This window comes from Prochlorococcus marinus str. GP2 (assembly GCF_000759885.1).
Taxonomy (GTDB): domain Bacteria; phylum Cyanobacteriota; class Cyanobacteriia; order PCC-6307; family Cyanobiaceae; genus Prochlorococcus_A; species Prochlorococcus_A marinus_J.
The window spans coordinates 172,421-196,090 of sequence record NZ_JNAH01000003.1; the positions used below are offsets into that span (position 1 = coordinate 172,421).

A 23,670-nucleotide genomic window follows, 5' to 3' on the forward strand; every position below is an offset into this window, starting at 1 on the left:
TTATTTAGGTCTAGAAAAATTTGCTATAAATCATGGAAAAAAATAAAGAAAAAATTATTGTAGTTAAAAATCTTACTGTTAAATATGGTTTAAAACAGCAACCTATTATCAAAAATTTTAATTTGGAAATAGATAGTGGAGATCATTTGGCCATAATAGGACCTTCTGGATGTGGAAAGACCACTTTTGCAAAAACATTAGTAAATATATTGCCCGAAAAGGCTACTTCTGAAGGGTATCTATCGATTTCTAGAGTAGACCCTAGGAAAATAAATAATAAAGATGCACAATTATATAGAAGAAAGAATTTTGGATTTATTTATCAAGACTCTATTAAAAAACTTAATCCGTTAATGAGAGTTGGGGATCATTTATATGAATTATTTAAAACAAATGATCAAACTAAATCATCTACGGCTATTAAAAAATTAGTAAGAGAAGTTTTTCAAAAAGTTGGAATTGAAGAAAGTAGACTTGATTCTTTCCCGCATCAATTTAGTGGTGGAATGAGACAGAGAGTTTCTATAGCAATGGCACTTGCTTTGAAACCTAAATTATTAATAGCTGATGAACCTACAACAAGCTTAGATACCAAAACAAGTTTTGAAATTATGCAAGAAATAATTAATCTATGTAATCAATTTGATACTACTTTAATTTTAATTAGTCATGATATTAATCTTGCAGCAAAGTGGTGTAAAAAAGTTGCAATAATTGAAAATGGATCGATTGTTGAAAAAGGGAATATATTAGATATTTTTCAATCACCAAAATCAAATATTGGGAAAAAGTTAGTAAATGCTACAAAAATAGTATTAGAACCAAATACTAAAAATAATGCTCGAGATCAGGTCGTTCTAGAGGTAAATAACCTAAGACATTGGTATAAATTAAATTCTTCAATTTTCATTAATAAGTGGAATAAGGCTTTAAATGAAGTTAGTTTCAAGTTATATGAGAATGAGACTCTTGGAATTGTGGGTTCTTCAGGGAGCGGTAAAAGTACATTATGTAGGGCTTTAATTGGACTAATTAAAGTAAGAGGTGGTGAAATAAAAATTTATGATAAGAATCATGCATCGAAAAAAAATAAATATTTTAAAAAGAATAATAATTTGCAAATAATTTTTCAAGATCCTTTTTCAAGTTTGAATCCGAAAATGACAATTAAAAATATTTTGGAGGATATACTTTTTATTCAAAAAATTTCTGATAAAAGAAAAATTGAAAAAGAAATAAAATTAATGTTAAGAAATTTAAATCTTCCTTTAAATAATGATTTTTTTAATTCTTATCCTAGCCAATTATCTGGTGGTCAATTGCAAAGAATTTCATTAGCCAGAGCGCTATTGTTGAAACCAAAAATTTTGATTTGTGATGAGAGCGTTAATATGTTGGATGCTTCAGTAAAAATAGAAATTCTTGAATTACTTAGAGTCTTGCAAGAAAAAATGAATTTAACGATTATATTTATTACTCATGATTTAGGCATTGCTAAAAGATTTTGTGATAGGTTGTTAGTCATGAATCAGGGAAAGATAGTTGATGAAGGAGAAAGTTCTACAATATTCACTAAAACTCAAAACACGTATACAAAATCGCTTCTAAATTCCTCTTTAAATCTTATTTAACTTTAAGAACACTTAGTAATTTTTGAAAATCTAATGGTAATTCTGATTCAAATATCATTTCTTTACCATTAATTGGATGTATAAGTCCAAGCTTGATGGCATGTAAAGCTTGGCCATCTAATTTACATGGTAGTTTTTTACATCTTCCATATAAAGGATCACCCACAATTGGATGATTAATGTGAGCGCAATGTACTCTTATTTGATGCGTTCGCCCCGTATCTAGTTTGAAACTCATTAATGAGTAATTGCCAAATCTCTCTTCTAATTTCCAATAGGTACACGCATACCTTCCTGAAGTTTCTTCAACTACTTTATATTTCAATCTATTTAATTTATCTCTACCAATATTCCCCACTATTTGGCCTTTTTCAGAATTAGGTGCTCCATGAATTACTGCAATATATTCGCGTGATGCAATTTTTTCTTTAATTTGTTTCTGAAGATTTACTAATGCCTCTTGGCTTTTTGCAACCACCATACATCCGGAAGTATCTTTATCTAATCTGTGAACAATCCCAGGTCTTAGTTTCCCATTAATTCCAGGTAGATTTTTACAGTGAAAAAGTAATCCATTCACTAAAGTTCCAGATTTGTGTCCAGGTGCTGGATGAACAATTAGTCCTGATTGTTTATTAATTACTATGATGTGCTCGTCTTCAAAAAGGATATTTAAATCCATTTTTTCAGGTTTCAAATAAATAAGAGGTTCTGGAGGAGGCATCCATATTTGAATATTGTCGCCATTTTTTAATGGGGTCTTTGCTTTCGCGGTTTTATAGTTTACAAGTACTAAACCTGAATTTATAAAATGTTGAATTCTTGCTCTACTTTGTTCTGGCCTTTTACTTACCAACCATCTGTCTAGCCTCATAGGAAGAGGTAGCTCATAAATAATTTCTATAAGCTCACCTTCTCCAATGCCGAAAGAATTTTGATTATTTAATTCCATAGTGGGACTTCTAAAGCAATTTTACCCAGCATTTGATTTCTATAATCTTCCAATAACTTATGAGACATTCTCCTTTTATCGCCTGAGGTATGTTTTGAAGCTGCTTCGTCAATCCAAGCAGAAGGACTCTTAAAGCCTTTGGTAATATCGACTCCATATCTATTAGATATTTGTTTAACTGAGATATTCGCATTTTTATCTTTGTTTAAAGTGGATATAATTTTGATAAATCCAATTGCGACACTCTCTATTTCATAAGCAGCTTCACCAATATCGTCACACAGTGCAAGATTAAGTGCTGATTTTTGATCTTCTAAATTTGGAGGTATAACACCAGGAGCATCTAGCAGATCTATACCACTTTCTAATTTTATCCATCTTATATTACGAGTTACGCCTGCTTTCCTAGCGCTATCTACAACTCTTTTTTTTGCAATTCTATTAATTAATGCTGACTTTCCTACGTTTGGAAAACCAAGCGTAAGGGCTCTAATTGGCCTTATTCTCATACCTCTAGAAATCCTTCTATCATCAATTGAAGACCTTGAATCTTTGGCTGACTTACAAATTTCTTTAATCCCTATTCCTCTTTTAGCATCACACCAAAGAGGATATTGATTATTAGCATTAAACCACTTATTCCAACTTTTGATTGTATTAGGGGAGATCATATCTGATCTGTTAATAACAAGAATATGTTTTTTATTATTTATCCATTTATTTAAGTGTGGATGTCCTGTTGACAAAGGAATTCGTGCATCTCTAACTTCTATAACTAAATCTACTTTATTGATAACTTCAGATAATTTCTTTTCTGCTTTTGCGATATGGCCTGGGTACCATTGGATTTTGGGTATGTCCACTTCAATAAATCAAATAAAATTTTGTATTCCTTTTAGTTTTTATAGGTTTCAAAAGTATTTACTTCTAAAGTTTAGTATAAATTTAATGACTAAAAAAAATTTTATAATCGTTAATTCTTAAAATTTATTAAGGCATAGGTAACAGTAACTACTTTTTAACCCAATAAGCCCAAATAAACGTTAGGGTCTTGAGATTATAAATATAGCTTTTTTAATGTCAAAATTATCTCTTTCCAGTCTTGATAAGACACATTTAGAAGGAAAAAAAGTTCTTGTTAGAGTAGATTTTAATGTTCCATTAAATGAAGATGGTCAAATAACTGACGATACGCGTATTCGTGCAGCGATCCCAACTATTGAATATCTTATTAATAATTCTGCAAAAGTTATTTTAGCTGCTCATTTTGGTAGACCAAAGGGTCAGGTAAATGAAAAAATGAGATTAACTCCAGTAGCAGCTAGATTAAGTGAATTGTTGGGGCAAAATGTTGCTCTTACTAACAGTTGTATTGGTGATGAAGCAGTTGCACAATCAAATAGCTTATCTAATGGAGATGTTCTTTTACTTGAAAATGTTCGTTTTTTTGGTGAAGAGGAAAAGAACGACCTGGAGTTTGCTAAAAAATTAGCTTCACATGCAGATATGTATGTGAATGATGCTTTCGGTGCTGCTCATAGAGCTCATGCTTCAACTCAGGGAGTTACTAATTATTTGAGTCCATCAGTAGCTGGATTCCTATTAGAAAAAGAATTGCAATACTTACAAGGAGCGGTAGATGCCCCAAATCGTCCATTGGCAGCAATAGTTGGAGGATCCAAGGTTAGTAGCAAAATAGGTGTGCTTGATTCTTTATTAGATAAGTGTGACAAAATAATGATTGGTGGAGGTATGATCTTTACTTTTTACAAAGCTAGAGGTCTTGATGTTGGAAAGAGTTTAGTAGAAGAAGATAAACTTGAGCTTGCAAAAGATCTAGAAGCAAAGGCAAAAGCAAAAGGTGTCGAATTATTATTGCCCACTGATGTTGTTTTAGCTAATGAATTTTCTCCTGATGCGGAAAGTAAAATATCTCAAATTGATTCAATTAGTGGAAATTGGATGGGTCTAGATATAGGTCCTGATTCCATAAAAGTTTTTCAGAATGCTCTTGCAGAATGTAAGACAATAATTTGGAATGGTCCAATGGGTGTTTTCGAATTTGATAAATTTGCAGAAGGTACTAATGCAATAGCTACTACCCTTGCAGACTTAAGTTCTTTTTCTGAAGTTTGTACAATAATCGGTGGAGGAGATTCAGTTGCAGCAGTTGAGAAAGCAGGATTAGCCGAGAAAATGTCTCACATATCTACTGGAGGTGGAGCTAGTTTGGAACTTTTAGAAGGCAAAACATTACCTGGTGTAGCTGCTTTAAACGACGCTTAAACTATATCTCATCAACAACATCAATACTCTTTGTGAAAGTAATCATTCCCTTAGGGTGAGCTATAATTCCTGACCATATTTGTATCCCTGGCTTAGAAGGAGCTCTTGTCATTTTAAAAATTCCCCCAGCTACTAATGGCTCTAATAAAATTTCTTGTTCAAAAATTGAATTTACTTGATGAGGTTTTATAGCTCCTGCAATAATAACTTCTTCGAGAGGTTTATTTAGAATTATATCGATATCATATTTTGAACCAGTAAGAACTTTATCAGGAATTTTAAAAATAATATCTATTTTCTTATCATCATTTCTTATTGTTGTGAATAAATTTTTGATTATTCCTTCATCTATTTTCCCATTTACAATTGAGAATAAAAAATCAAAATTGGATTCTAATATATGTATATCTTCATCAACTATTTTTTTTCCTGAAACTTTAATTTGTAAAATATCCTTATTTGGAATATTAGATTTTAATCTTTTAATGTTCCATTCGCTACTAGGGAAATCATTAATAATCTTTGAAAATTGTTTTTGTATATTTTGATTTTCATAATCGCTAAAATTTTTTCTGATAAATTCTAAATCTCTATTATTTAAAGCGTTTTCTAGATTTCTAATAAAGTTAACTTTTAAAGTTTGCGTTATTGCTGAATCGGGAATAATGAGATAAATAAATAAGTAGAGAGGAACACTTATATATTTGAATAAGTTTAAATTCAACATTTTTGTTATTTGTTATTTTCATTTTACTAATTTAAGTTTTTATGTCTAAAAAAAATAATATATTAGTCGCATCTAGTGGAACAGGAGGGCATATTTTCCCAGCACTAGCAGTTACTAAAGAATTAGAAGATGAATGGAATATTAATTGGTTGGGTGTTCATAAAAGACTTGATCAAAATCTTATTCCCCAAAGATATAATTTGATGACATTAAATATAAAGACTCCAAGAAAAAATATTTTTTTGTTTTATCAATATATAAAAATTTTAATTTCAACTTTCCAAATAATTCGCATTTTAAAAGAAAAAAAAATTAATTTAGTTTTTACGACCGGAGGATATATATCAGCGCCTACTATTGTAGCTTCAAAACTTCTTAGGATACCTGTCATTATTCATGAATCAAATTTAATACCAGGAATGGTCACCAAATATTTTGGTTTTTTATGTAACTATGTTCTTTTAGGATTCAAGAAAACAAATTGTTATTTAAAAAATTGTAAAACTATTTTCACTGGTACCCCTTTAAGGGAGCAATTCTATAAATCTAATCTTTTACCAGAGTGGGTTCCAAAAGGAAAGGGTCCTCTCTTGATTGTTATGGGAGGTAGTCAAGGATCAAAAGCTATAAATCAAATTCTTTATGAATCTCAAGAATTTTTAATAAAAAAAAAGTTTCGAATAGTTCATATTGTTGGAGAGAATAATCAAAAAAACTTTTATGTAAAAAATACAAAAAATTATGTTCAAAAGAAATTTACTAATCAAATTCCAGCTTTAATACAAAACTGTGATCTTGTAATATCAAGATCTGGTTCGGGCACAATAAATGAACTTATAGAAACTGAAAAACCTTCAATTTTAATTCCATACCCTTATTCAAAAAATAATCACCAGGAGAAAAATGCAATAATTCTTGCTGAAAATGGAGGATCAGTTTTAATGAATCAAAATAAAATTTCTAAAGAACTTTTTGAAGAAACTTTAGATAGGATTTTTAAGAGAAAATTAAAAAATGGAAAGAATCAATATGAAATATTAGATCTTATGAAAAAGAACATGAAAAATAAAAATAAAATTAAATCTAAAGTTGAGATTAAAAAATTAATTAATTATTTTTTAAAGGAATTTTGAATTTCTTCACATAAAAGAATATTTTTTTCCGGGCTCTGTAAACTTATTCTTGCCCACTTCTCGTTAAGAAATCTAAATGAAGTGCATTCTCTAAGTAATATTCCTTTTCTTTCCAAGTATTTTATATTCGGCAACAAAGATGTTTTACTTTCTATTAAAAAAAAATTGGTTGAAGAATTATGAACTTTAAGGTTTTCTATTTTTGATAGTTGTGCGCATACTCTTTCTCTTTCAATATTTATCCAGCTATGAATCTTACTTATCCATTGTAGATAGAATTTCTGATTACTTAGTAAATCAATTCCTGCTTTAATAGCGAAGGAATTTAATGGCCAAGGATCTCTATTTATTTCCCATTGCTTGAGTTTTTTCGATGAACCAATTATGTAACCTAATCTAAGACCAGGAATGTTGAAGATTTTTGTTAGGCTTCTTAAGACTAATAGATTATCATATTTTTTAGTTAAAGGTATTAAAGATTCTTTATCTCCATAAGGTGTTATAGATAAGAAAGCTTCATCACAAATAACTAACTTATATTTTTTTAAAATTTCCTCCAATGAATTTTTACCCCATAATTGCCCTGTAGGGTTATGTGGATTTGTTATCCAAATAACATCACCTTTAGGATGAATTGGAAATGATTGAGGAAAAATATTATTCCAGTTTTTTGGCAATTCGCAATGTATGAAATTGCTGTCCCAACAGTTTAAAGCTCTTTCATAATCAACAAAGCATGGAGAAGGGATGCAACTTATTCCAAATTTGGATGCTTCATAACCTGCCCAGGTTATTAGCTCAGAAGCTCCATTTCCAGGTAATATATTGTCTGCATTTATCCCATGAAATTTTGCGATTATTTCTTTTAAATCACTTAAGTTTCTCTCAGGGTAATATCTAAAACGACGATTCTTAATTACCTCATTTAATGAATCTATTAGTATTTTAGGAGGCTCAAAGGGTACTAATGATGCACTTGAGTCAATGATTTCGGAGGGTAATAAATTTAATTTTTTTGCACTTGCATATACATTCCCTCCATGTTTTAAGTTTGATTTCTGCATGTCTTCTTTTGAGTAATCATTATTTTCTGAATTATTCATTATTAATTATTCTTTATTCATTTTCTAATGTTATTCAACCCATTTTAAATCTGATCCAATGGCCTCTTTAATATTGGATAATTGATGGTAATTAAGTTGTTTTAAGAATCCTTGAAGTATATCTGGTACTAGTTTTGGACCTTTGTATATCCAACCTGTATAGAGTTGAATTAATGAGGCTCCAGAACAAATTCTTTCCCAAGCTGACTCGGGACTATCAATCCCACCAACGCCAATTAAAATAATCTTTTTATCAATATTATGAATATATTTTATTATTTGATTGGCTTTTTTTTGTAGAGGCCTCCCACTTAATCCTCCATTCTCATCAGAAAGTAATAATCCAGTTTGCTGTATCTTTCTATTTTCAAGACCTAATCTATCAATGCTAGTGTTAGTAGCAATTATTCCATCTATGTTTTCCTCTATTATTAATTGACAAATATCTTCGATATCTCTAAGGCTTAAATCTGGCGCAATTTTTACAAATAAAGGCGGACAATTAGGTAAGTTTTTAATTTCTTTAAGAAGTTCTTTTAGTAGAATTGGATCTTGCAATTTTCTGAGTCCTTCAGTATTTGGAGAACTTACATTTATTGCTGCGTAATCACAATATGGAATTAATAATTTTAGAGAAGTTAAATAATCATCTTTTGCTTGAGATAAACTTGTGATTTTAGATTTGCCGAAATTTATCCCTAGACAAATATTTTCCCTGTTTTTTTTGAACTCAATACCTTGCTCAAGAAAATTTTTAACAAGATTTTCAGCACCATTATTATTGAATCCCATCCTATTTAATGCTGCCTCTTCTTCTGCCAATCTAAATAACCTTGGTTTTGGATTACCATTTTGAGCAAATTTAGTTACAGTTCCCAATTCAGCAAATCCAAAACCAAAATCTTTCCATATATTTGCAGCATTTCCATTTTTGTCAAAACCCGCAGCTAAACCAATTGGATTACAAAAATTTATTCCACATATGTTCTGACTTAACCTTTTATCAATTACAGAAAATTCTTCATTTAGACTTTTTAGGATTGATGAAACTACAGGCCAATTTTGTTTTCTTGAACTAAACGATAAAAGGCTAAGAGATAAATTAGTTAAATATTCTGCATCTATTCCAGAGTCTTTTTTTAGTATAGGGGTAATCAAGTTTTTATAGAGATTTTTAAATACACCCTTATGTTCATTCATAAAAAATTAGGATACTTTTTTTTCTATTATCCAATATTTTTTATCTTTAGGAATTAATCTCCAATTACGCCATTCAAAAAGTAAATATTGTTTTATATCTACGTGGTTTTCTTCACCTAATAAATTACTAAGTTCTAGTGAACTTAATAAGTACTTTTTTTCTGCAAATTTTTGAATTAATTCATTTCTTGAAAATAATTCCTGAATTTCTGAAGGTGCATTTTTTTCAAAAAAGTCTACTGAAGATTCAGACTCTTTTAAGTTACTTTTTAAAGATATACCTTTGCTATAGTTGGTTGCGATTTTATCAACCCTATCATTTTGTTTGTCACCGCTATGGCCTTTAACATATTCCATGACAAGGTCATTAATTCTTAATTGGTCAATTTTTTGCCATAAATCAAGATTTTGAACTGATTTGCCTGAGCTTGTTTTCCATCCATTTCTCTTCCAATTAATAATCCATTTTGTATAGCCTTCTATGACATATTTACTATCAGTTCTTAATTTAAAGTTCTTTTTTAATTTATAGGTTTTTAATTTTTCAAGTGTTTTTATGGCCGCAGTTAGTTCCATCCTATTATTTGTAGTATTTTGCTCGGAACCACCTATTTCTAATTCGCTGCCATCTTCAAAAATTATTAATCCCCCCCAACCTCCTGGACCTGGATTACCACTGCAGGCTCCATCTGTTGCAGCTTCAATTGCAATACTATCGCTATTCATAAATTTTGAAGCCGATATTAAGTGTATCGGCTTAAAAAAATCTTATCTTACTTAAGTGTAACTTTACCGCCAGCTTCTTCAATCTCTTTCTTTAAAGATTCAGCATCTGCTTTAGCAATTCCCTCTTTTACTGTTTTTGGTGCAGACTCAACAAGAGCTTTTGCATCGCCAAGACCTAGACCAGTTGCATTTCTCACAACTTTAAGGACTTTGATTTTTGCAGCTGCATCAAAGCTTTCGAGAACTACATCAAATTCAGTTTTTTCTTCAGCAGCGCCACCATCTGCGTCACCGCCAGCTGCTCCTGGAGCCGCCATTACTACACCTGCAGAAGCTGCAGCAGATACACCAAAAGCCTCTTCAATTTGCTTTACAAGCTCAGATGCTTCTAAAAGTGATAGAGATTTTAATGATTCAAGAATTTCTTCAGTTTTTGCGGACATTTTCTTAAAAGTTAATTAGGGTTTGAATTTAAGATTCTGATTTTTCAGAATGTTGTTTAAGTGATCTAGCAAGTCCAGAAGGCACTTCATTGATAGAGATCGCAATTTTTGTTGCTATGCCATTTAGAGCGCCAGCAATTTTTGCCATCAATACTTCTTTAGATGGAAGACTCGCAATTTCTTTTATTTCAGAATCGCTAAGAAGTCTGCCTTCAAATAAAGCTCCTTTGGTTTCGGATTTTTTGGTGTCTTTTTGAAAAGATTGGATCGCTTTTACAGCACCACCCACATCTTCTTTAATTAAGACAAAAGCATTTGTTCCGGTCAGTAAAGATTCAAGATCGTTCCAATTACTATTTCCATCAATAGCTTTACGCATTAATGAATTTTTAGTAACTTTGCAGATGCCATTAGTTGTTTGCAATCTAGATCGCAAATCTGACATCTCTTTGATAGTTAAACCTTTATAGTCAAGAACTACAGCCATTTCCGAGTCGTTTAATAGAGATTTAATCTCAGTAACGATTTGTTGCTTATTCTCTAGTGTTCGGCCCATTGTTGTTTTTTGGATCGTAATTTAGGGAGAGCAGGAAATGCGGCAAAGTCCTTTTTAAAAGAGGCCGCTTTTATTAGATCCAAAAAAGAAATAATTAAGACGATTCCTCGGTAGGAATTTAAAATTTAGAATAACTAAATAAACCTACTTTCTTTGGCCGTATTATTGCATTTTAAATTATACTACACAGAGTTAACCTTCAGGTTGGTAATCTTGTACAGCATTTATGTCTACTTGAACTGAAGGCCCCATTGTTGAAGTAACATAAAAAGTTTTCCAATATTTTCCCTTAGCTCCACTTGGTTTATTTTTATCAATTGAATCTTGTAAGGTTTTTAAATTGTCAAATAGAGCCTCTTTTGAGAAACTTGCTTTTCCAAAGCGTACGTGAACTATACCCGCCTTATCTGCTCTAAATTCGAGCTTACCAGCCTTGAATTCTTTTATTGCATTAGCAATATCATTAGTTACGGTCCCAGCTTTAGGATTAGGCATTAAACCTCTAGGTCCTAAAACTCTTCCTAATTTTGCAACCTTTGGCATCATATCTGGAGTTGCAATAAGTAGATCGAAATCCATATTACCTTTGTTGATGCTTTCCACAAGATCCTCTTCGCCAAATAGATCTGCACCAGCAACCTTAGCTTTAGATACATTCTCACCGCTTGTGATTACTGCGATTTTGATGCTTTGGCCAGTACCATGTGGTAATGCAACCGTGGTCCTTAATTGTTGATCAGTATATTTTGGATCAATACCTAAACGAATGTGCGCTTCAATAGTTTCATCAAATTTTGCATTAGCATTCTCCTTGATAATACTAAGAGCTTCAAGTGGGGGGTAAATGCGATCTTCTATCTTTGTTGATAGAGCCGCCATTCTTTTTGAAAGTTTTTTCATAGTAATTTTGGGTGCAATCGGTTATTAACTAACCTCCCCTAAATAGTGAGCAATTTTGTCTTGAATTCAATCAGTAATAGAAACGCCCATATTACGAGCAGTACCTTCAATTACTTTCATTGCTGATTCAACACTAGAACAGTTTAGATCAGGAAGCTTAGTTTTGGCTATTTCTTCTAATTGAGCTTTACTTATATTCCCAACAGAGCCTTTTGCGGATTCACCTGATCCTTTCTCAATACCAGCCGCTTTTGTTATTAAGACAGAAGCAGGAGGTGTTTTTGTGATAAAAGTAAAGCTTCTATCTTCAAAAACAGAAATCTCAACTGGAATTACAAAACCTGCTTTATCTTGTGTCCTTGCATTGTATTCTTTACAAAATGCCATGATATTGACACCATGTTGTCCTAAAGCTGGACCTACAGGAGGAGCAGGATTTGCTTTGCCTGCTTGTAGAGCAAGCTTGATAACTGCAACAATTTTTTTTGCCATTAGATTAGAGAATTTAAGCTGAAGTAGAAAATCATAATTTTACTCGATAAACAAGAACTATTTGAAATTAATTTTGTTTATTGATTTGGGAGAATTCTAATTCTACAGGAGTCTCGCGCCCAAATATTGAAAGTAGTGCTTTTAATTTATTTCTTTCCCCGGAAACTTCTATGACTTCTCCCTGGAAATCTTTGAATGGACCACTAGTTACTATGATTCTATCTTTTTCTTCAATATCTAATTTAATTACAGCTTTTTTCTCTGATGCGCGCTTAAAGATTCTATTAACTTCTTGTCTGGATAATGGTCTAGGTTTGATATGACCTCGCGATCTTCCATTGCCTCTACCGTCTTCAGCACCAACAAAGTTAATTACATTTGGAGTACTTTTTACAGCCATCATTGTATCTTCATCCAAAATCATTCTGACAAGCACATAACCCGGGAAAACTTTTTCTTCAGTAGTTTGTCTACTTCCATCTTTTTTTAATTTAATTCCAGGAGTTTGGGGAATTTCAATTTCAATGATCCTATTATTAACTCCCAAAGTTACTGATCTCTGCTCAAGTGTAGCTTTTACTTTTTTTTCACAGCTTGAAGCTACTTGAACTGCATACCATCTTGCGATGCTAGTATTTGCTCTTGAAGAGGCAGGGCTGGTATTTAATTCATTACTCATTTTTTTCTGGGAGCTTAATTAAGATTTTTATAAATGGATATGAGGGATAATTCAACGAAAAATTTGTGAGGCTGCCCATCCATAGAATCTGCTGACAGATGCTATGGCTGCCGCAGAAAAGGATACCATAATTATAACCGCTACAGATTCACTAAAAAGTTGTTGTTTATTTGGCCAAACGACAAGTTTAAGTTCATCGTAGGTAGATCTAAAAAAATTATTATTTTTTTTAGGCTCTTCAATTTCAGTAGAATCCTTTTTTAGAGGTTCTTTATTAGTAGTAGGACTTGTCACGAAATTTATTGGAATTAAGCTTTATGCTTTGACTTTTATTTTAGCTTATTGATTTACTCCTCAGCTAGGTTTGAAAACAATCTCATCTTTTTTAACGGGATTAAGTTGAATTGTAATATTTTTTTTGTTTCTAAAGTTAGCCTCTAAAAGTTTTGTAGCTAGAGGATTTTCTATTTGTCTTCTAAGTTCCCTGCTAAGTGGCCTAGCACCATATTCAGGTTCGTAAGAATCGTTTGCAATTTTATTGATAACTGTTTTGTCTATAGTGATATTTATTTTCTGTTCAAGTAGCAGATTTTTTAAATCTTCTGTTTGTAAAATAATTATTTTTTGAAGTTCATCAAGAGATAATGGATCAAACTTGACTACTTCGTCAATTCTATTTAAAAATTCCGGTCTAAAAATAGAAGACAATGTATTGCTAATAGAATCATTTAGAGTTTGTTGGTCTTTTTTTGACTTTCCTTCACTTTTAGAAATCTTTTGGGAATATTCGAGTATAGATTTACCCGCTAGGTTACTAGTCATAATGATTACTGTATTTTTGAAGTCTACAGTTCTTCCTTGAGAGTCCGTTAATCTTCCTTCATCTAAGACTTGCAAAAGTATATTAAAAACTTCTGTATGTGCTTTTTCTATCTCATCAAGAAGTATTACTGAATAGGGTTTGCGTCTTACGGCTTCAGTTAATTGCCCTCCCTCTTCATAGCCAACATAACCTGGAGGCGCCCCCAATAGTCTTGCTACAGCATTTTTCTCCATATATTCACTCATATCTAATCTTAAAAGAGCGTCTTCTTCATCAAATAAAGCTGTTGCAAGAGATTTTGCTAATTCTGTTTTGCCAACACCTGTTGGACCCATAAATAAAAAAGATCCAATAGGCCTTTTGGGACTTTTCATGCCAACACGAGCTCTTCTTATTGCAGCAGAAACAGCTTCTATAGCTTTTTTTTGTCCAATAACTTTACCACTTAGTTCTGTTTCTAGATTTACTAATTTCTTACGTTCATTTGAGACTACTTTAGATATTGGAATGCCTGTTATTTTTGAGATAACATCAGCAATATCATCAGGCTCAACTTGATATTTAAAGGGAAAATTTCTATTTTTCTTTACTTTATCAAAGTTCTCTTCAACTTTTTGTATTTCATCCTCTATTGCACTTAACTCTTCTTCAAGCTTTTCTAAAAAATTCATATCATTTGCAATCTCCAAATTAGACTTATCTTTAATTTGTTTTGTTAGCTTCTCTTCTTCTTTCATCAAAATTGATAATTGCTCCATTTCTTCGAGCAAATTATTCCAATTGTCGCAGAGAACATTCAATTTTGCCTCTGATTGTTGCCTCATATTCAATAGCTTTTCTTGAGCTTCGATATTTTCTCCTTGCAAATTATTAAGTTTTTCATCAATAGTATGAAGTTTGTTTTCTTGTTGGAGAATTATTTGAGGCTTATTATTAGCCTCAATTTTTAACTGTGCAGCTGCTTCATCAATTAAATCTATTGCTTTATCAGGTAGACATTTATCGCTGATATATCTGTCGGCCAATTTTGCAGAATAATTTACAGCCTCTTCAGAAATTCTTATACCATGATGTGATTCATATTTTTTTTTGATACCTTGCAGAATTTTTGCGCTCAATTCAACTGTAGGTTCAGTAACAGCTATCTTTTGAAAGCAATTATTTAATGCCTGATCTTTTTCAATAGTTTCGCGAAATTTCTCAGGTGTTGTTGTACCAATACATCTAAGTTCTCCCTCAGCTAGTAAGGGTTTTAAGATGTTGCTAATGTCGGTAGAAGATCTATCAGAACTTAATATTGAGTGAATTTCATCAATAAATAGAATCATTCCTTGGCTTGGATCTTTTAGTTCCTGAAGTATTAAGCTTAGTCGTTCCTCTAGTTGGCCTCTAAATTTTGTCCCAGAAACTAAAGCGCCTATGTCAAGTGAAATAATTTTAAGGTCTCTTAAAGAACCAGGAACTTTTTTGTCTACAATTAGCTGGGCAAGTAATTTTGCAATTGAGGTTTTACCAACTCCAGGATTGCCTATAAGTATTGGATTATTTTTGTTTCTTCTGCATAGTACCCTCATTACATTATTGATCTCATTTTCTCTTCCTATAACGGGATCTAGTAAGCCTTTTTTTGCTGATTCTGTTAAATCATTTCCATAAATTGAAAGAGCATTTTCATCTTTTCCAACTTGTGTTTTTGTTTCAATTTGAAGTTCACTTTTAGGTAATGGAACATTAGCTTTTTTTGATTTTTCTTCTTCAACTAAAGTCTCTATGTTTGATTCAAAATTAGATTGATTATTTATCTCAATTACATTTTTGTAATTAATAGAATCTTTTGGTGGATTAATATTTGGGAAAAACTTTAATTCTTCCTCTAATTTTTCCATTGAAAGATTGCCTTCCTCAAAAACATAATTTCCAATTCTTAAATCCCTTCCAAGAGCAATTAGTAAATGAGGTATTTCTATTAATCTTGATCCCCATTGAATTTTAATCTGATTTGCATTATCTAATAAAATTTCTAAATCTTCTCCGATAGTAAAAATATCTGATTCATTTGTTGGTGTTTCTTCTAAAAAATCTTCTGTTATATCTAAAACTATATCTTGGTCGATTGATAATTTTTCAATAAAAGCAAAAAATTCACTTGATGAGAACAATGTATGAATTATGTGTTCAATATTAAATTCGCTATGATCCCATTTTTTTGCGGTTTCTTCTCCCAATAAAAGGAGATTCCAACTGATATCGCTAAAAAGTTCAGGACTGGATGTAAGTGTTTCTCTCATATAACTATAAAAAATATAGTTGATTATTAATTAATATTCTAAATAGAATCTGCATTAATAATCATCCAATAATTTTCAAATTGTAAGATGAATTTAAAAAATAAGTGTTTGGCAGGGGTTGCGAAGACTTTGGAATTAAAAAAAGCTTTTCTTATATCTAGTTGTTCTGAAATTTTAAAAATTATATTTGGTTAAAATATATATTTCAGATATTAGCCAAATAGTTCAGCTATTAATAGGATTTAAATAGTAATAATTAAATTGTGAAAGAAACTATTGATTTTCTTATAGATACCATTGAAGCGAGGCAAGTCCTTGATTCAAGAGGTAATCCCACTGTAGAGGCGGAAGTATTTTTGGAATGTGGTGCAATTGGTAGAGCAATTGTTCCCAGCGGAGCTAGCACTGGTGCTCATGAGGCACATGAATTAAGAGATGGTGGTTCAAAATATATGGGAAAAGGTGTTTTGAATGCTGTTAATAAAATTCATGAAACAATCTCCCCTGCTTTATGTGGTTTGTCAGCTTTAGATCAAACTGCAGTAGATAAATTAATGATTGAAATTGATGGAACTCCTAATAAGTCTAACCTTGGAGCAAATTCAATCCTTGCAGTGAGTCTTGCAACTGCAAGAGCATCAGCAAATGCTTTAGACATTCCCCTATATAGATATCTTGGAGATCCATTATCCAATCTTCTTCCAGTTCCATTGATGAATGTAATAAATGGTGGAGCTCATGCACCAAATAGTCTTGATTTCCAGGAATTTATGCTCGTACCTCATGGAGTTGATAATTTCAGTGAATCATTAAGAATGGGCACTGAAATTTTTCACTCATTAAAAGCACTTCTTGATCAAAAAGGCTTATCTACTGCTGTAGGCGATGAGGGTGGATTTGCACCTAATTTGTCATCGAGCGAAGAAGCAGGGGACTTATTATTAGAAGCAATTCAAAAAGCAGGATTTACGCCAGGGGAACAGGTATCTTTAGCATTAGATGTAGCTAGTACTGAATTTTATAGTGATGGTATTTATAGATATGAAGGAAAAAGTTTAAATAGTTCTGAAATGATTTCATATCTTTCAAAATTAGTTTCTAATTATCCAATAGTTTCAATAGAGGACGGTTTAGCAGAGGATGATTGGGAGGGTTGGGCAGAATTACATAAAGAACTAGGAAATAAAGTTCAGCTTGTAGGTGATGATTTATTCGTTACTAATACAGAAAGGTTAAGGAAAGGCATTATCGAAAAATCTGCCAATTCAATCCTCATAAAGGTAAATCAAATTGGAACATTAACTGAAACTTTGGAGGCTATTGAATTAGCTAAAATGTCAGGTTTTACAAGTGTTATTAGTCATAGAAGTGGTGAGACTGAAGATACAACTATTGCTGATTTATCTGTCGCTACAAGATCGGGTCAGATCAAGACCGGCTCTTTGAGTAGAAGTGAAAGGATTGCAAAATATAATAGGCTTTTAAAAATTGAGGAGGAATTGGGAAATCAAGCAAGATTCGCTGGAGTTTTAGGTTTAGGTCCAAAAAATATGTAGTTTTTTAGCGCTTAAGTTTTTCTAACCGGGAGCCTTTTCTCATACTTAATTGACATTTTATCCAATCAATACTGATTGGTAGTGCAAAAAAAAGTGGCAATAATGCAAAATTATTTTGTTTATTGGTTACAAGTAAAGCAGATGCAATTGATAAGCTACCTATAAGAATTGAATGGCCTAAAGTTTTTTGAGCAGTGAACATTTTTTTGAATTGCCTATCAGACTCTCCCATTCTTATTTGCAGTTGTAAATCTCCCTGCTCTAATCTTTCTAAACTTTCATCTATTCTTTTTGGAATACCAACAGCTTTCGATCCTAGTTCACCTACTTGCCTTCCAAATTGGTTAATTAAATCGTTGGGAGTTTGATTATTTGAAGTCATAAGTTCTATTAAATAAGGCTTGGTAACTGATACAAGGTTAAACCCTGGGTCAAGCATTCTACCAACTCCTTCAAAAGTTGATAAGGCTCTCATCACGAAGATTAAATCTACTGGAAGTTGAAATGGTGTTTCATAAACAAGTTCGTATAAATCTCCAGATAATTTTTCAATAATATTTGGACTAAATGGTGGGGTTAAAGCTTCTTTAAGCATTAATCTGACTAATCTTCTGACTGGTCCTACATCAATATCTTTTGAAATTAGCCCAGCTTGTTGTAATTGACTAACAAGCGATGAGGCGTCTCTTAAAGCAGCAGACTTAACCATCCCCCCTAATCTTGTTTGAAGATTATTTGAGATATTACCCATCATTCCGAAATCATAAAAAATCAATTTACCTTTATTTGAAACTGCTAGATTTCCTGGATGAGGGTCTGCATGAAAGAAACCGTAATTTACTAATTGCTTTAAATAGCTGATAGCGCCAATTTCTGCAATTTTAGGTAAATCAATTTCTTGTGATTGTAACTTTTCTAAATCGCTTATTTTTGTTCCTTCCAGATAACTCAAACAAAGCACTTTTTCACTGCTCATATCCCAAATTACTTCAGGAACTTCAACATTTTCATCATCAAGAAATTGCTGCCTAAATCTCGCTGCATATTGTGCTTCACAATTAAAATCAAGTTCCTTCATGAGTACTTTTCTACACTCTTTGGCAATATCAACCCAGTTTCTACCTCGACTCCAATTCTCATTTTTCTGCAACAATCCTGCTATTTGTTGCATTATGCCCAAATCAATAATAAATAATTCTTTTAAATTGGGTCTTTGAACTTTAAATACTACTTTCTTACCATCTTTTAAAGTCGCCCTATGAACCTGAGCTAGTGATGCTGATCCAACCGGATCACCTATTATTTGATCTATTTCATTAAACTTGGACCCAAGTTCTTCTCTTATAGTTTCTTCAACTTGCTCAAATGAAAAATTAGGAACTTGATCTTGCAATTTAGACAATTCCTGAATCCAGGTATTAGGAATTAAGTCAGGTCTCGCTGATAATAATTGTCCAATTTTTATAAATGCTGAACCAAGCTTTATTAATTGATTAGTAAACCATCTTGCTCTTTTACTTTGGACCCTACTTTTTTCATTGCTATTAATTTTAAAAATTGTAAATCTAATATTATCTATCCACAAATTAATTAAAAGCGAAATCAGAGTTATCCAAATAATAAAGGCCCTTTTCAATTTTTTTAAACGATAATAAAGAATGTGATAACTCATTTAATTTGATTATTTATAGTTTTATTAAAGAGATCAATTTGCTTATTGATACCTTCAATTTCATTTAAAGCTTTTTTTATTTTGGAATCTTGATGAGTATTTGTATTATCATTTTCTTGAATATTTTCGGCTTTCTCCATTCTGGAGGCTTCCTCGATTATTGATTCTTTCAAACTATCAAATTCTTTTTTGAGAATTTCTGGAGCATCCTGAGCAATATTTGTTGCTTCTTCAATTTTTTCAACCAATATTTCGTTTATTTTTTCTGTAACTTTCTTGATGGCAGCTTTTAAAAGGTAGTCAGAGTTGGTCATGAAAAATATAATGTTTCTACGGAAAATGATTTTTCGATATGTCCTAATAATAGATCAATACAGAACATTTCACGTAACTGATCATTTTGATGATTAATTTTTTATGTTTTTCCTATGTAAGTTTGTTTCTATATTATGCTTTTTTCTCTTTTTTCTTTTAACTTATATCTATAAACAAGGTTAGGTATTTACATTAAAGATATCTTCTAACCAAGAGCTCATCTAATTAACTACTAAAAAGGAGTTTTATTAAATTGGAAATCATTGAGTCAGATGTAGTTATTATCGGAGGAGGACCGGCAGGATGTACTTGCGCACTTTATACATCTCGTTCAAACTTAAAAACAGTAATTTTAGATAAAAATCCATCTGTTGGTGCCTTAGCAATAACTCATCAAATAGCTAATTATCCAGGTGTTCCGGTCGATATAAGTGGGGAGAATTTACTTACTCTAATGAGAGAACAGGCTGTGCAATACGGCACAGACTATAGAAGAGCACAAGTATTTGGAATAGACGCTAGTGGTGAATGGAAAATGGTTTATACACCCGAAGGTACTTTCAAAGCGAAAGCACTTGTACTTGCAAGTGGAGCTATGGGTAGGCCTGCATCATTTAAGGGCGAAGCCGATTTTCTTGGTAAAGGAGTAAGTTATTGTGCTACATGTGATGGGGCTTTTTATAAAAATAAAGAAGTTGCCGTTGTTGGCGTGAACAAGGAGGCAATTGAAGAGGCAACTGTTCTAACTAAATTTGCATCAACTGTGCATTGGATTACATCAAGTGATCCTAAATCAGATAATGAAGAAGCTATGGAATTGATGGATTATTCAAATATAAAACATTGGAGTAGAACAAGATTATTGGAAATATTGGGTGATGATATGGGTGTTAATGGGGTTGTTGTAAAGAATAAGCAAGAAGAAAATCCTATCAATTTAAATTTAGATGGAGTCTTTGTCTATATGAGTGGTTCAAAGCCGATTACTGATTTTTTAGGTGATCAAATTGCTTTAAAAGAAGACGGAGGAGTTATTGTTGATGACTTTATGTCTACAAACTCCGATGGAGTATGGGCTATTGGAGATATAAGAAATACACCATTTAAGCAAGCAGTCGTCGCGGCTTCTGATGGATGTATTGCCGCAATGTCAATTGACAGATATTTAAATAGTAGAAAAAATATAAGAGTAGATTGGATTCATTCTTAAAATAAATATTTATTATTAGCATTAAAGGGGTGTTGCTTCAGAAATATATGCCACTCCTCCGTAGTAGCTTAAATCGTCCCTAATGTTATCTCTCATTTTATCTATTAATTCTTGCTCACAAAAAACAATTACATGAGCATTTGCTCCTAATCCTGTAAATTCCATATCTTCAGTAACAACTCTTTCAGGCCCTCTACCTGTGGCATGTTTCATAACTGTATATCCAGGAACATTAGCTTTTTCTAATGTTTTAATAATTGCATCTAGTTCTCTTTCACTAAATATTAAGTCTAATCTTTTCATTTTTATAAAGGGGAAAGTGGGATAATAGTATTTACTAAACCCATATATATGGGAATGCCGAGAACTATATTGAATGGGAAAGTTAGACCTAGTGTAGTTGAAATATAATAACTAGATTTAGCTTCTGGAACTGTCATTCTCATCGCTGCAGGAACTGCTAAATAAGAGGCGCTTGCACATAAAACCACAAACAAAAGTGCATTGCCAGGTCCTAAAGATAAAAATCTTGCAACGAAAACACCAATAAATGCGTTAAACAAAGGCATAAAAATGGCAAATCCAATTAAGAACGAACCCGCATTTTTCAGTCTCGGCAATCTTTGAGCAGCGACTATTCCCATATCTAATAAGAAGAAGCATTCTGCTCCATAGAACAATTGTCCAGTAAAAGGCTCCATTTTTTCAATTCCTGAGGGATTACTGGAAGCAGTAAGAAATCCTACAATTAAGCTTGAGAGCAATAAATAAACTGATCCATTCAAAAGTGATTCGTGTAATATTGCGCTTAGATGCATCTTTCTTGATTTTGGTCTATTTTTGGGAGCTGCAAATTTCACAAGTAATAATCCAACAATTATTGCAGGAGACTCCATTAAAGCTAAGGCGCCAACCATAAACCCATCAAAAGCTATTTTTTGGCTTTCCAAAAAACTTTCTGCGGAAATAAATGTAACAGCACTAATTGAACCGTATGCGGCTGCTATTGCGGCTGAATTAAAGACATCAAACTTAAATCTTAAAATTAAAAATCCAATCAGCGGGATTACTAATGACATCAGTATTGCAGCACTTAAAGTAGGCAATACTTGATCTGTAAAACCACTTTTCTGTATCTCTATACCTCCTTTAAACCCAATAGCTAGTAGTAAATATAAGGAGAAGAGTTTAGGTAATGGGGCTGGTATTTCTAAATCAGATTTAAAGATTACTGATATTGCTCCAATCAAAAAGAAAAGAACTGGCGGGGCTAGTACATTTTGCAGAATTGGATTTATTTCCATAAATTATTAGGCTATTTCTTTTAGAGCGGTTTCTAAAGCTTCTTTTCTTGTTTCAATAATGCCTTCAACTCCAAACTTAGCTAATCTATCTTTTACTTTTTCATTTGCCCCAGCAACAAATGCTTTTCTGGAATTATTTTTTGCTTCCTGCATCATGTCCTCTATTGCGAGAGTCGCCGTCACTCCAAGTCTTGGTACATCAGTTATGTCTAGTATCAAAACCTTGTAGTTTCTGACTAGCATCATTCTTTCGGATATGCCTTTAGCTGCTCCAAAACTAAGTGGTCCTTTTAGTCTAAATAACATTACTTCTCCTGAACATCTATCTAGTAGTGCTTTTTCATCAGTAGGTAATGCATTTTTAGCTTGATCATCATTTGATAAAGGATTATCTTCATCCATACCTTCTAATTGAGTTTCGGTTATTGAATCAATAGTGAGCATATTAGCAATGAATACACCGACTAAAACTGCCCAAATTAAATCCCAAAAAACAGTCATTAGGAGTACACCGTACATTACAACTGAAGTTTTTAAAGATAATTTGTGAGCCCTCCTCAAGAATCCCCAATCAATAATATCTAGACCAACTTTTATAAGAATTCCTGCAAGCAAAGCAGTTGGTATTTGCTCAGCTAAAGGTCCTGCGCCAACTAAAACTATGAACAACACAACCGAGTGAACCATACCGGAAATGGGAGTTGATCCTCCAGATTTAACATTTATAACTGTTCTCATGGTTGCTCCTGCTCCTGGTAAACCTGAAAACAGACCTGCAACAGCATTTCCTATTCCTTGACCAATAAGTTCTCTATCAGAATTATGTTTTGTTTGAGAGATATTGTCTGCTACTAAGGAAGTCAGTAAGGAGTCAATTGCGCCAAGTACTGCTAAGACTAATCCTGCTTTGAAAATAATTGGGAAATATTGATTAAAACTTGGGAAATTCAAAGATGGAACTCCCTTTGGGATTTCTCCAATTCTATCAATAGCTCCATCTCCAAAAATTAATATTGATATAGGGGTAACTATCAATAGGGCCAAAAGAGGAGAAGGAACCCACTGACTTATTTTTCTAGGAGTAAGAAATACTATACCTAGTGTCATTACTGCTACTCCAATAGCAGCACCATTGGGCTGGAAATTGGACAATACAGTAGTTAAAGATTCGACTACTCCACCTCGAGTGCTAATTCCAAGTAATGGTCCAATCTGAAGCGCAATGATTATTACTCCAATACCAGACATAAATCCTGAAACAACAGAATATGGAACTAAAGTAATGTATTTACCCAGTTTTAGAATTCCGAATAATATTTGCAATAAGCCGCCAATGACTACAGCTGCCATAACTAAAGGTAAAATTTGTCCTGCAGATAGATCTCTTGGAACCCCTACTGCTGCTAAGCCTGCTACTACACCAGCAACAGTTACACTCATGGGACCGGTAGGCCCACTAACTTGAGCAGGAGTTCCGCCGAATAATGCTGCTAAAAAACCAACTACTACTGCTCCATATAGGCCATAAATTGCTCCGCCAGGACCTAACGCAGCATTACCAAAAGCAAGAGCGAGAGGTAAAGCCACTACTGCGGCTGTGATGCCTCCAAGAATATCGCCTCTTACATTTTTCAGATGAAAACCATTAATTATTTTCAAAGATGCTCTCCTTAA

The 23,670-nt window shown here is 32.4% G+C and carries 23 protein-coding genes; 5 read left to right on the plus strand and 18 right to left on the minus strand.

Annotated features, from left to right (window positions below; genetic code table 11):
* Positions 1–32 precede the first annotated feature (32 nt).
* On the plus strand, positions 33–1,631 hold the full coding sequence (locus tag EU91_RS06700; protein WP_032523964.1) for an ABC transporter ATP-binding protein: 1,599 nt from the start codon (positions 33–35) through the stop codon (positions 1,629–1,631).
* Here the strand turns inward: EU91_RS06700 and EU91_RS06695 are convergent.
* Both EU91_RS06695 and ylqF read right to left on the minus strand, forming a co-directional pair.
* Positions 1,624–2,583, minus strand: coding sequence for an RluA family pseudouridine synthase (locus EU91_RS06695; protein WP_032523965.1), 960 nt, complete (start codon positions 2,581–2,583; stop codon positions 1,624–1,626). The two genes, EU91_RS06700 and EU91_RS06695, sit on opposite strands and share 8 nt — an antisense overlap.
* Positions 2,574–3,446 carry a ribosome biogenesis GTPase YlqF gene (gene ylqF, locus EU91_RS06690; RefSeq protein ID WP_032523966.1) on the minus strand — a complete coding sequence of 291 codons (873 nt, stop codon included), beginning with the start codon at positions 3,444–3,446 and terminating at the stop codon, positions 2,574–2,576. The genes EU91_RS06695 and ylqF overlap by 10 nt, the downstream gene beginning before the upstream one ends.
* Positions 3,447–3,660: 214 nt before the next feature.
* Between ylqF and EU91_RS06685 the strand changes: the two genes are divergently transcribed.
* A complete protein-coding gene (locus EU91_RS06685) occupies positions 3,661–4,869 on the plus strand; it encodes a phosphoglycerate kinase (protein ID WP_032523967.1) in 1,209 nt (402 codons plus the stop codon).
* Position 4,870: 1 nt separating this feature from the next.
* On the opposite strand, the gene EU91_RS06680 is transcribed toward EU91_RS06685, so the two are convergent.
* Positions 4,871–5,596 carry a hypothetical protein gene (locus EU91_RS06680; protein ID WP_032523968.1) on the minus strand — a complete coding sequence of 242 codons (726 nt, stop codon included), beginning with the start codon at positions 5,594–5,596 and terminating at the stop codon, positions 4,871–4,873.
* Between the two features lie 41 nt (positions 5,597–5,637).
* On the opposite strand from EU91_RS06680, the gene murG reads away from it, so the two are divergent.
* Positions 5,638–6,729 (plus strand): undecaprenyldiphospho-muramoylpentapeptide beta-N-acetylglucosaminyltransferase, encoded by a 1,092-nt coding sequence (gene murG / locus EU91_RS06675; protein ID WP_032523969.1) that lies wholly within the window; start codon positions 5,638–5,640, stop codon positions 6,727–6,729.
* On the opposite strand, the gene EU91_RS06670 is transcribed toward murG, so the two are convergent.
* From EU91_RS06670 to EU91_RS06625, 10 genes are all read right to left on the minus strand, one after another.
* Entirely contained in the window at positions 6,708–7,832 is a 1,125-nt protein-coding gene (locus EU91_RS06670) for a pyridoxal phosphate-dependent aminotransferase (protein ID WP_032523970.1), read from the minus strand. The two genes, murG and EU91_RS06670, sit on opposite strands and share 22 nt — an antisense overlap.
* A gap of 30 nt (positions 7,833–7,862) precedes the next feature.
* Positions 7,863–9,032 carry a quinone-dependent dihydroorotate dehydrogenase gene (locus tag EU91_RS06665; protein ID WP_032523971.1) on the minus strand — a complete coding sequence of 390 codons (1,170 nt, stop codon included), beginning with the start codon at positions 9,030–9,032 and terminating at the stop codon, positions 7,863–7,865.
* 6 nt (positions 9,033–9,038) lie between these two features.
* Complete coding sequence (gene rnhA, locus EU91_RS06660; RefSeq protein WP_032523972.1) at positions 9,039–9,758, minus strand: ribonuclease HI; 720 nt, start codon at positions 9,756–9,758, stop codon at positions 9,039–9,041.
* Positions 9,759–9,805: 47 nt separating this feature from the next.
* On the minus strand, positions 9,806–10,201 hold the full coding sequence (gene rplL / locus EU91_RS06655) for a 50S ribosomal protein L7/L12 (RefSeq protein WP_011817694.1): 396 nt from the start codon (positions 10,199–10,201) through the stop codon (positions 9,806–9,808).
* 28 nt (positions 10,202–10,229) lie between these two features.
* Positions 10,230–10,757 (minus strand): 50S ribosomal protein L10, encoded by a 528-nt coding sequence (gene rplJ, locus EU91_RS06650; RefSeq protein WP_032523973.1) that lies wholly within the window; start codon positions 10,755–10,757, stop codon positions 10,230–10,232.
* 192 nt (positions 10,758–10,949) lie between these two features.
* Positions 10,950–11,657: a 50S ribosomal protein L1 gene (gene rplA, locus EU91_RS06645; RefSeq protein ID WP_032523974.1), complete on the minus strand. Its 708-nt coding sequence runs from the start codon at positions 11,655–11,657 to the stop codon at positions 10,950–10,952.
* 66 nt (positions 11,658–11,723) lie between these two features.
* Entirely contained in the window at positions 11,724–12,149 is a 426-nt protein-coding gene (gene rplK / locus EU91_RS06640) for a 50S ribosomal protein L11 (protein ID WP_002805232.1), read from the minus strand.
* A 67-nt stretch (positions 12,150–12,216) separates the two neighbouring features.
* Positions 12,217–12,828 carry a transcription termination/antitermination protein NusG gene (gene nusG / locus EU91_RS06635; RefSeq protein WP_032523975.1) on the minus strand — a complete coding sequence of 204 codons (612 nt, stop codon included), beginning with the start codon at positions 12,826–12,828 and terminating at the stop codon, positions 12,217–12,219.
* A 51-nt stretch (positions 12,829–12,879) separates the two neighbouring features.
* Complete coding sequence (gene secE / locus EU91_RS06630; RefSeq protein ID WP_032523976.1) at positions 12,880–13,122, minus strand: preprotein translocase subunit SecE; 243 nt, start codon at positions 13,120–13,122, stop codon at positions 12,880–12,882.
* 60 nt (positions 13,123–13,182) lie between these two features.
* Positions 13,183–15,939: an ATP-dependent Clp protease ATP-binding subunit gene (locus EU91_RS06625; RefSeq protein WP_032523977.1), complete on the minus strand. Its 2,757-nt coding sequence runs from the start codon at positions 15,937–15,939 to the stop codon at positions 13,183–13,185.
* Between the two features lie 263 nt (positions 15,940–16,202).
* Here EU91_RS06625 and eno point away from each other — a divergent pair, with 263 nt between their 5' ends.
* A complete protein-coding gene (gene eno / locus EU91_RS06620) occupies positions 16,203–17,495 on the plus strand; it encodes a phosphopyruvate hydratase (protein ID WP_032523978.1) in 1,293 nt (430 codons plus the stop codon).
* A 4-nt stretch (positions 17,496–17,499) separates the two neighbouring features.
* On the opposite strand, the gene EU91_RS06615 is transcribed toward eno, so the two are convergent.
* Together EU91_RS06615 and EU91_RS06610 are read right to left on the minus strand one after the other, a co-directional pair.
* Complete coding sequence (locus tag EU91_RS06615; RefSeq protein ID WP_032523979.1) at positions 17,500–19,167, minus strand: ABC1 kinase family protein; 1,668 nt, start codon at positions 19,165–19,167, stop codon at positions 17,500–17,502.
* A complete protein-coding gene (locus tag EU91_RS06610) occupies positions 19,164–19,481 on the minus strand; it encodes a hypothetical protein (protein WP_032523980.1) in 318 nt (105 codons plus the stop codon). Before EU91_RS06610 ends, EU91_RS06615 begins: the two co-directional genes overlap by 4 nt.
* Before the next feature lie 254 nt (positions 19,482–19,735).
* Here EU91_RS06610 and EU91_RS06605 point away from each other — a divergent pair, with 254 nt between their 5' ends.
* Complete coding sequence (locus tag EU91_RS06605; RefSeq protein WP_032523981.1) at positions 19,736–20,692, plus strand: NAD(P)/FAD-dependent oxidoreductase; 957 nt, start codon at positions 19,736–19,738, stop codon at positions 20,690–20,692.
* Between the two features lie 21 nt (positions 20,693–20,713).
* On the opposite strand, the gene EU91_RS06600 is transcribed toward EU91_RS06605, so the two are convergent.
* From EU91_RS06600 to EU91_RS06590, 3 genes are read right to left on the minus strand one after another with little or no spacing between them, the layout of a single operon-like run.
* Entirely contained in the window at positions 20,714–20,995 is a 282-nt protein-coding gene (locus tag EU91_RS06600; RefSeq protein ID WP_002805886.1) for a P-II family nitrogen regulator, read from the minus strand.
* A gap of 2 nt (positions 20,996–20,997) precedes the next feature.
* The gene (locus EU91_RS06595) at positions 20,998–21,996 is read right to left on the minus strand and encodes a sodium-dependent bicarbonate transport family permease (RefSeq protein ID WP_032523982.1); all 999 of its coding nucleotides are present in this window, start codon (positions 21,994–21,996) and stop codon (positions 20,998–21,000) included.
* Positions 21,997–22,002: 6 nt separating this feature from the next.
* Positions 22,003–23,655 (minus strand): SulP family inorganic anion transporter, encoded by a 1,653-nt coding sequence (locus EU91_RS06590; RefSeq protein ID WP_032523983.1) that lies wholly within the window; start codon positions 23,653–23,655, stop codon positions 22,003–22,005.
* Positions 23,656–23,670 lie beyond the last annotated feature (15 nt).

Excerpts from the sequence above, each read along its gene's own strand:
- rnhA (WP_032523972.1), bottom strand. The coding sequence starts at position 9,758 with ATGAATAGCGATAGTATTGCAATTGAAGCTGCAACAGATGGAGCCTGC.
- EU91_RS06695 (WP_032523965.1), bottom strand. The coding sequence starts at position 2,583 with ATGGAATTAAATAATCAAAATTCTTTCGGCATTGGAGAAGGTGAGCTT.
- EU91_RS06670 (WP_032523970.1), bottom strand. The coding sequence starts at position 7,832 with ATGAATAATTCAGAAAATAATGATTACTCAAAAGAAGACATGCAGAAA.
- EU91_RS06595 (WP_032523982.1), bottom strand. The coding sequence starts at position 21,996 with ATGGAAATAAATCCAATTCTGCAAAATGTACTAGCCCCGCCAGTTCTT.
- EU91_RS06700 (WP_032523964.1), top strand. The coding sequence starts at position 33 with ATGGAAAAAAATAAAGAAAAAATTATTGTAGTTAAAAATCTTACTGTT.
- rplA (WP_032523974.1), bottom strand. The coding sequence starts at position 11,657 with ATGAAAAAACTTTCAAAAAGAATGGCGGCTCTATCAACAAAGATAGAA.
- rplK (WP_002805232.1), bottom strand. The coding sequence starts at position 12,149 with ATGGCAAAAAAAATTGTTGCAGTTATCAAGCTTGCTCTACAAGCAGGC.
- EU91_RS06625 (WP_032523977.1), bottom strand. The coding sequence starts at position 15,939 with ATGAGAGAAACACTTACATCCAGTCCTGAACTTTTTAGCGATATCAGT.
- EU91_RS06615 (WP_032523979.1), bottom strand. The coding sequence starts at position 19,167 with ATGAGTTATCACATTCTTTATTATCGTTTAAAAAAATTGAAAAGGGCC.
- EU91_RS06680 (WP_032523968.1), bottom strand. The coding sequence starts at position 5,596 with ATGTTGAATTTAAACTTATTCAAATATATAAGTGTTCCTCTCTACTTA.
- EU91_RS06685 (WP_032523967.1), top strand. The coding sequence starts at position 3,661 with ATGTCAAAATTATCTCTTTCCAGTCTTGATAAGACACATTTAGAAGGA.
- murG (WP_032523969.1), top strand. The coding sequence starts at position 5,638 with ATGTCTAAAAAAAATAATATATTAGTCGCATCTAGTGGAACAGGAGGG.
- rplJ (WP_032523973.1), bottom strand. The coding sequence starts at position 10,757 with ATGGGCCGAACACTAGAGAATAAGCAACAAATCGTTACTGAGATTAAA.
- EU91_RS06665 (WP_032523971.1), bottom strand. The coding sequence starts at position 9,032 with ATGAATGAACATAAGGGTGTATTTAAAAATCTCTATAAAAACTTGATT.
- nusG (WP_032523975.1), bottom strand. The coding sequence starts at position 12,828 with ATGAGTAATGAATTAAATACCAGCCCTGCCTCTTCAAGAGCAAATACT.
- EU91_RS06600 (WP_002805886.1), bottom strand. The coding sequence starts at position 20,995 with ATGAAAAGATTAGACTTAATATTTAGTGAAAGAGAACTAGATGCAATT.
- EU91_RS06610 (WP_032523980.1), bottom strand. The coding sequence starts at position 19,481 with ATGACCAACTCTGACTACCTTTTAAAAGCTGCCATCAAGAAAGTTACA.
- rplL (WP_011817694.1), bottom strand. The coding sequence starts at position 10,201 with ATGTCCGCAAAAACTGAAGAAATTCTTGAATCATTAAAATCTCTATCA.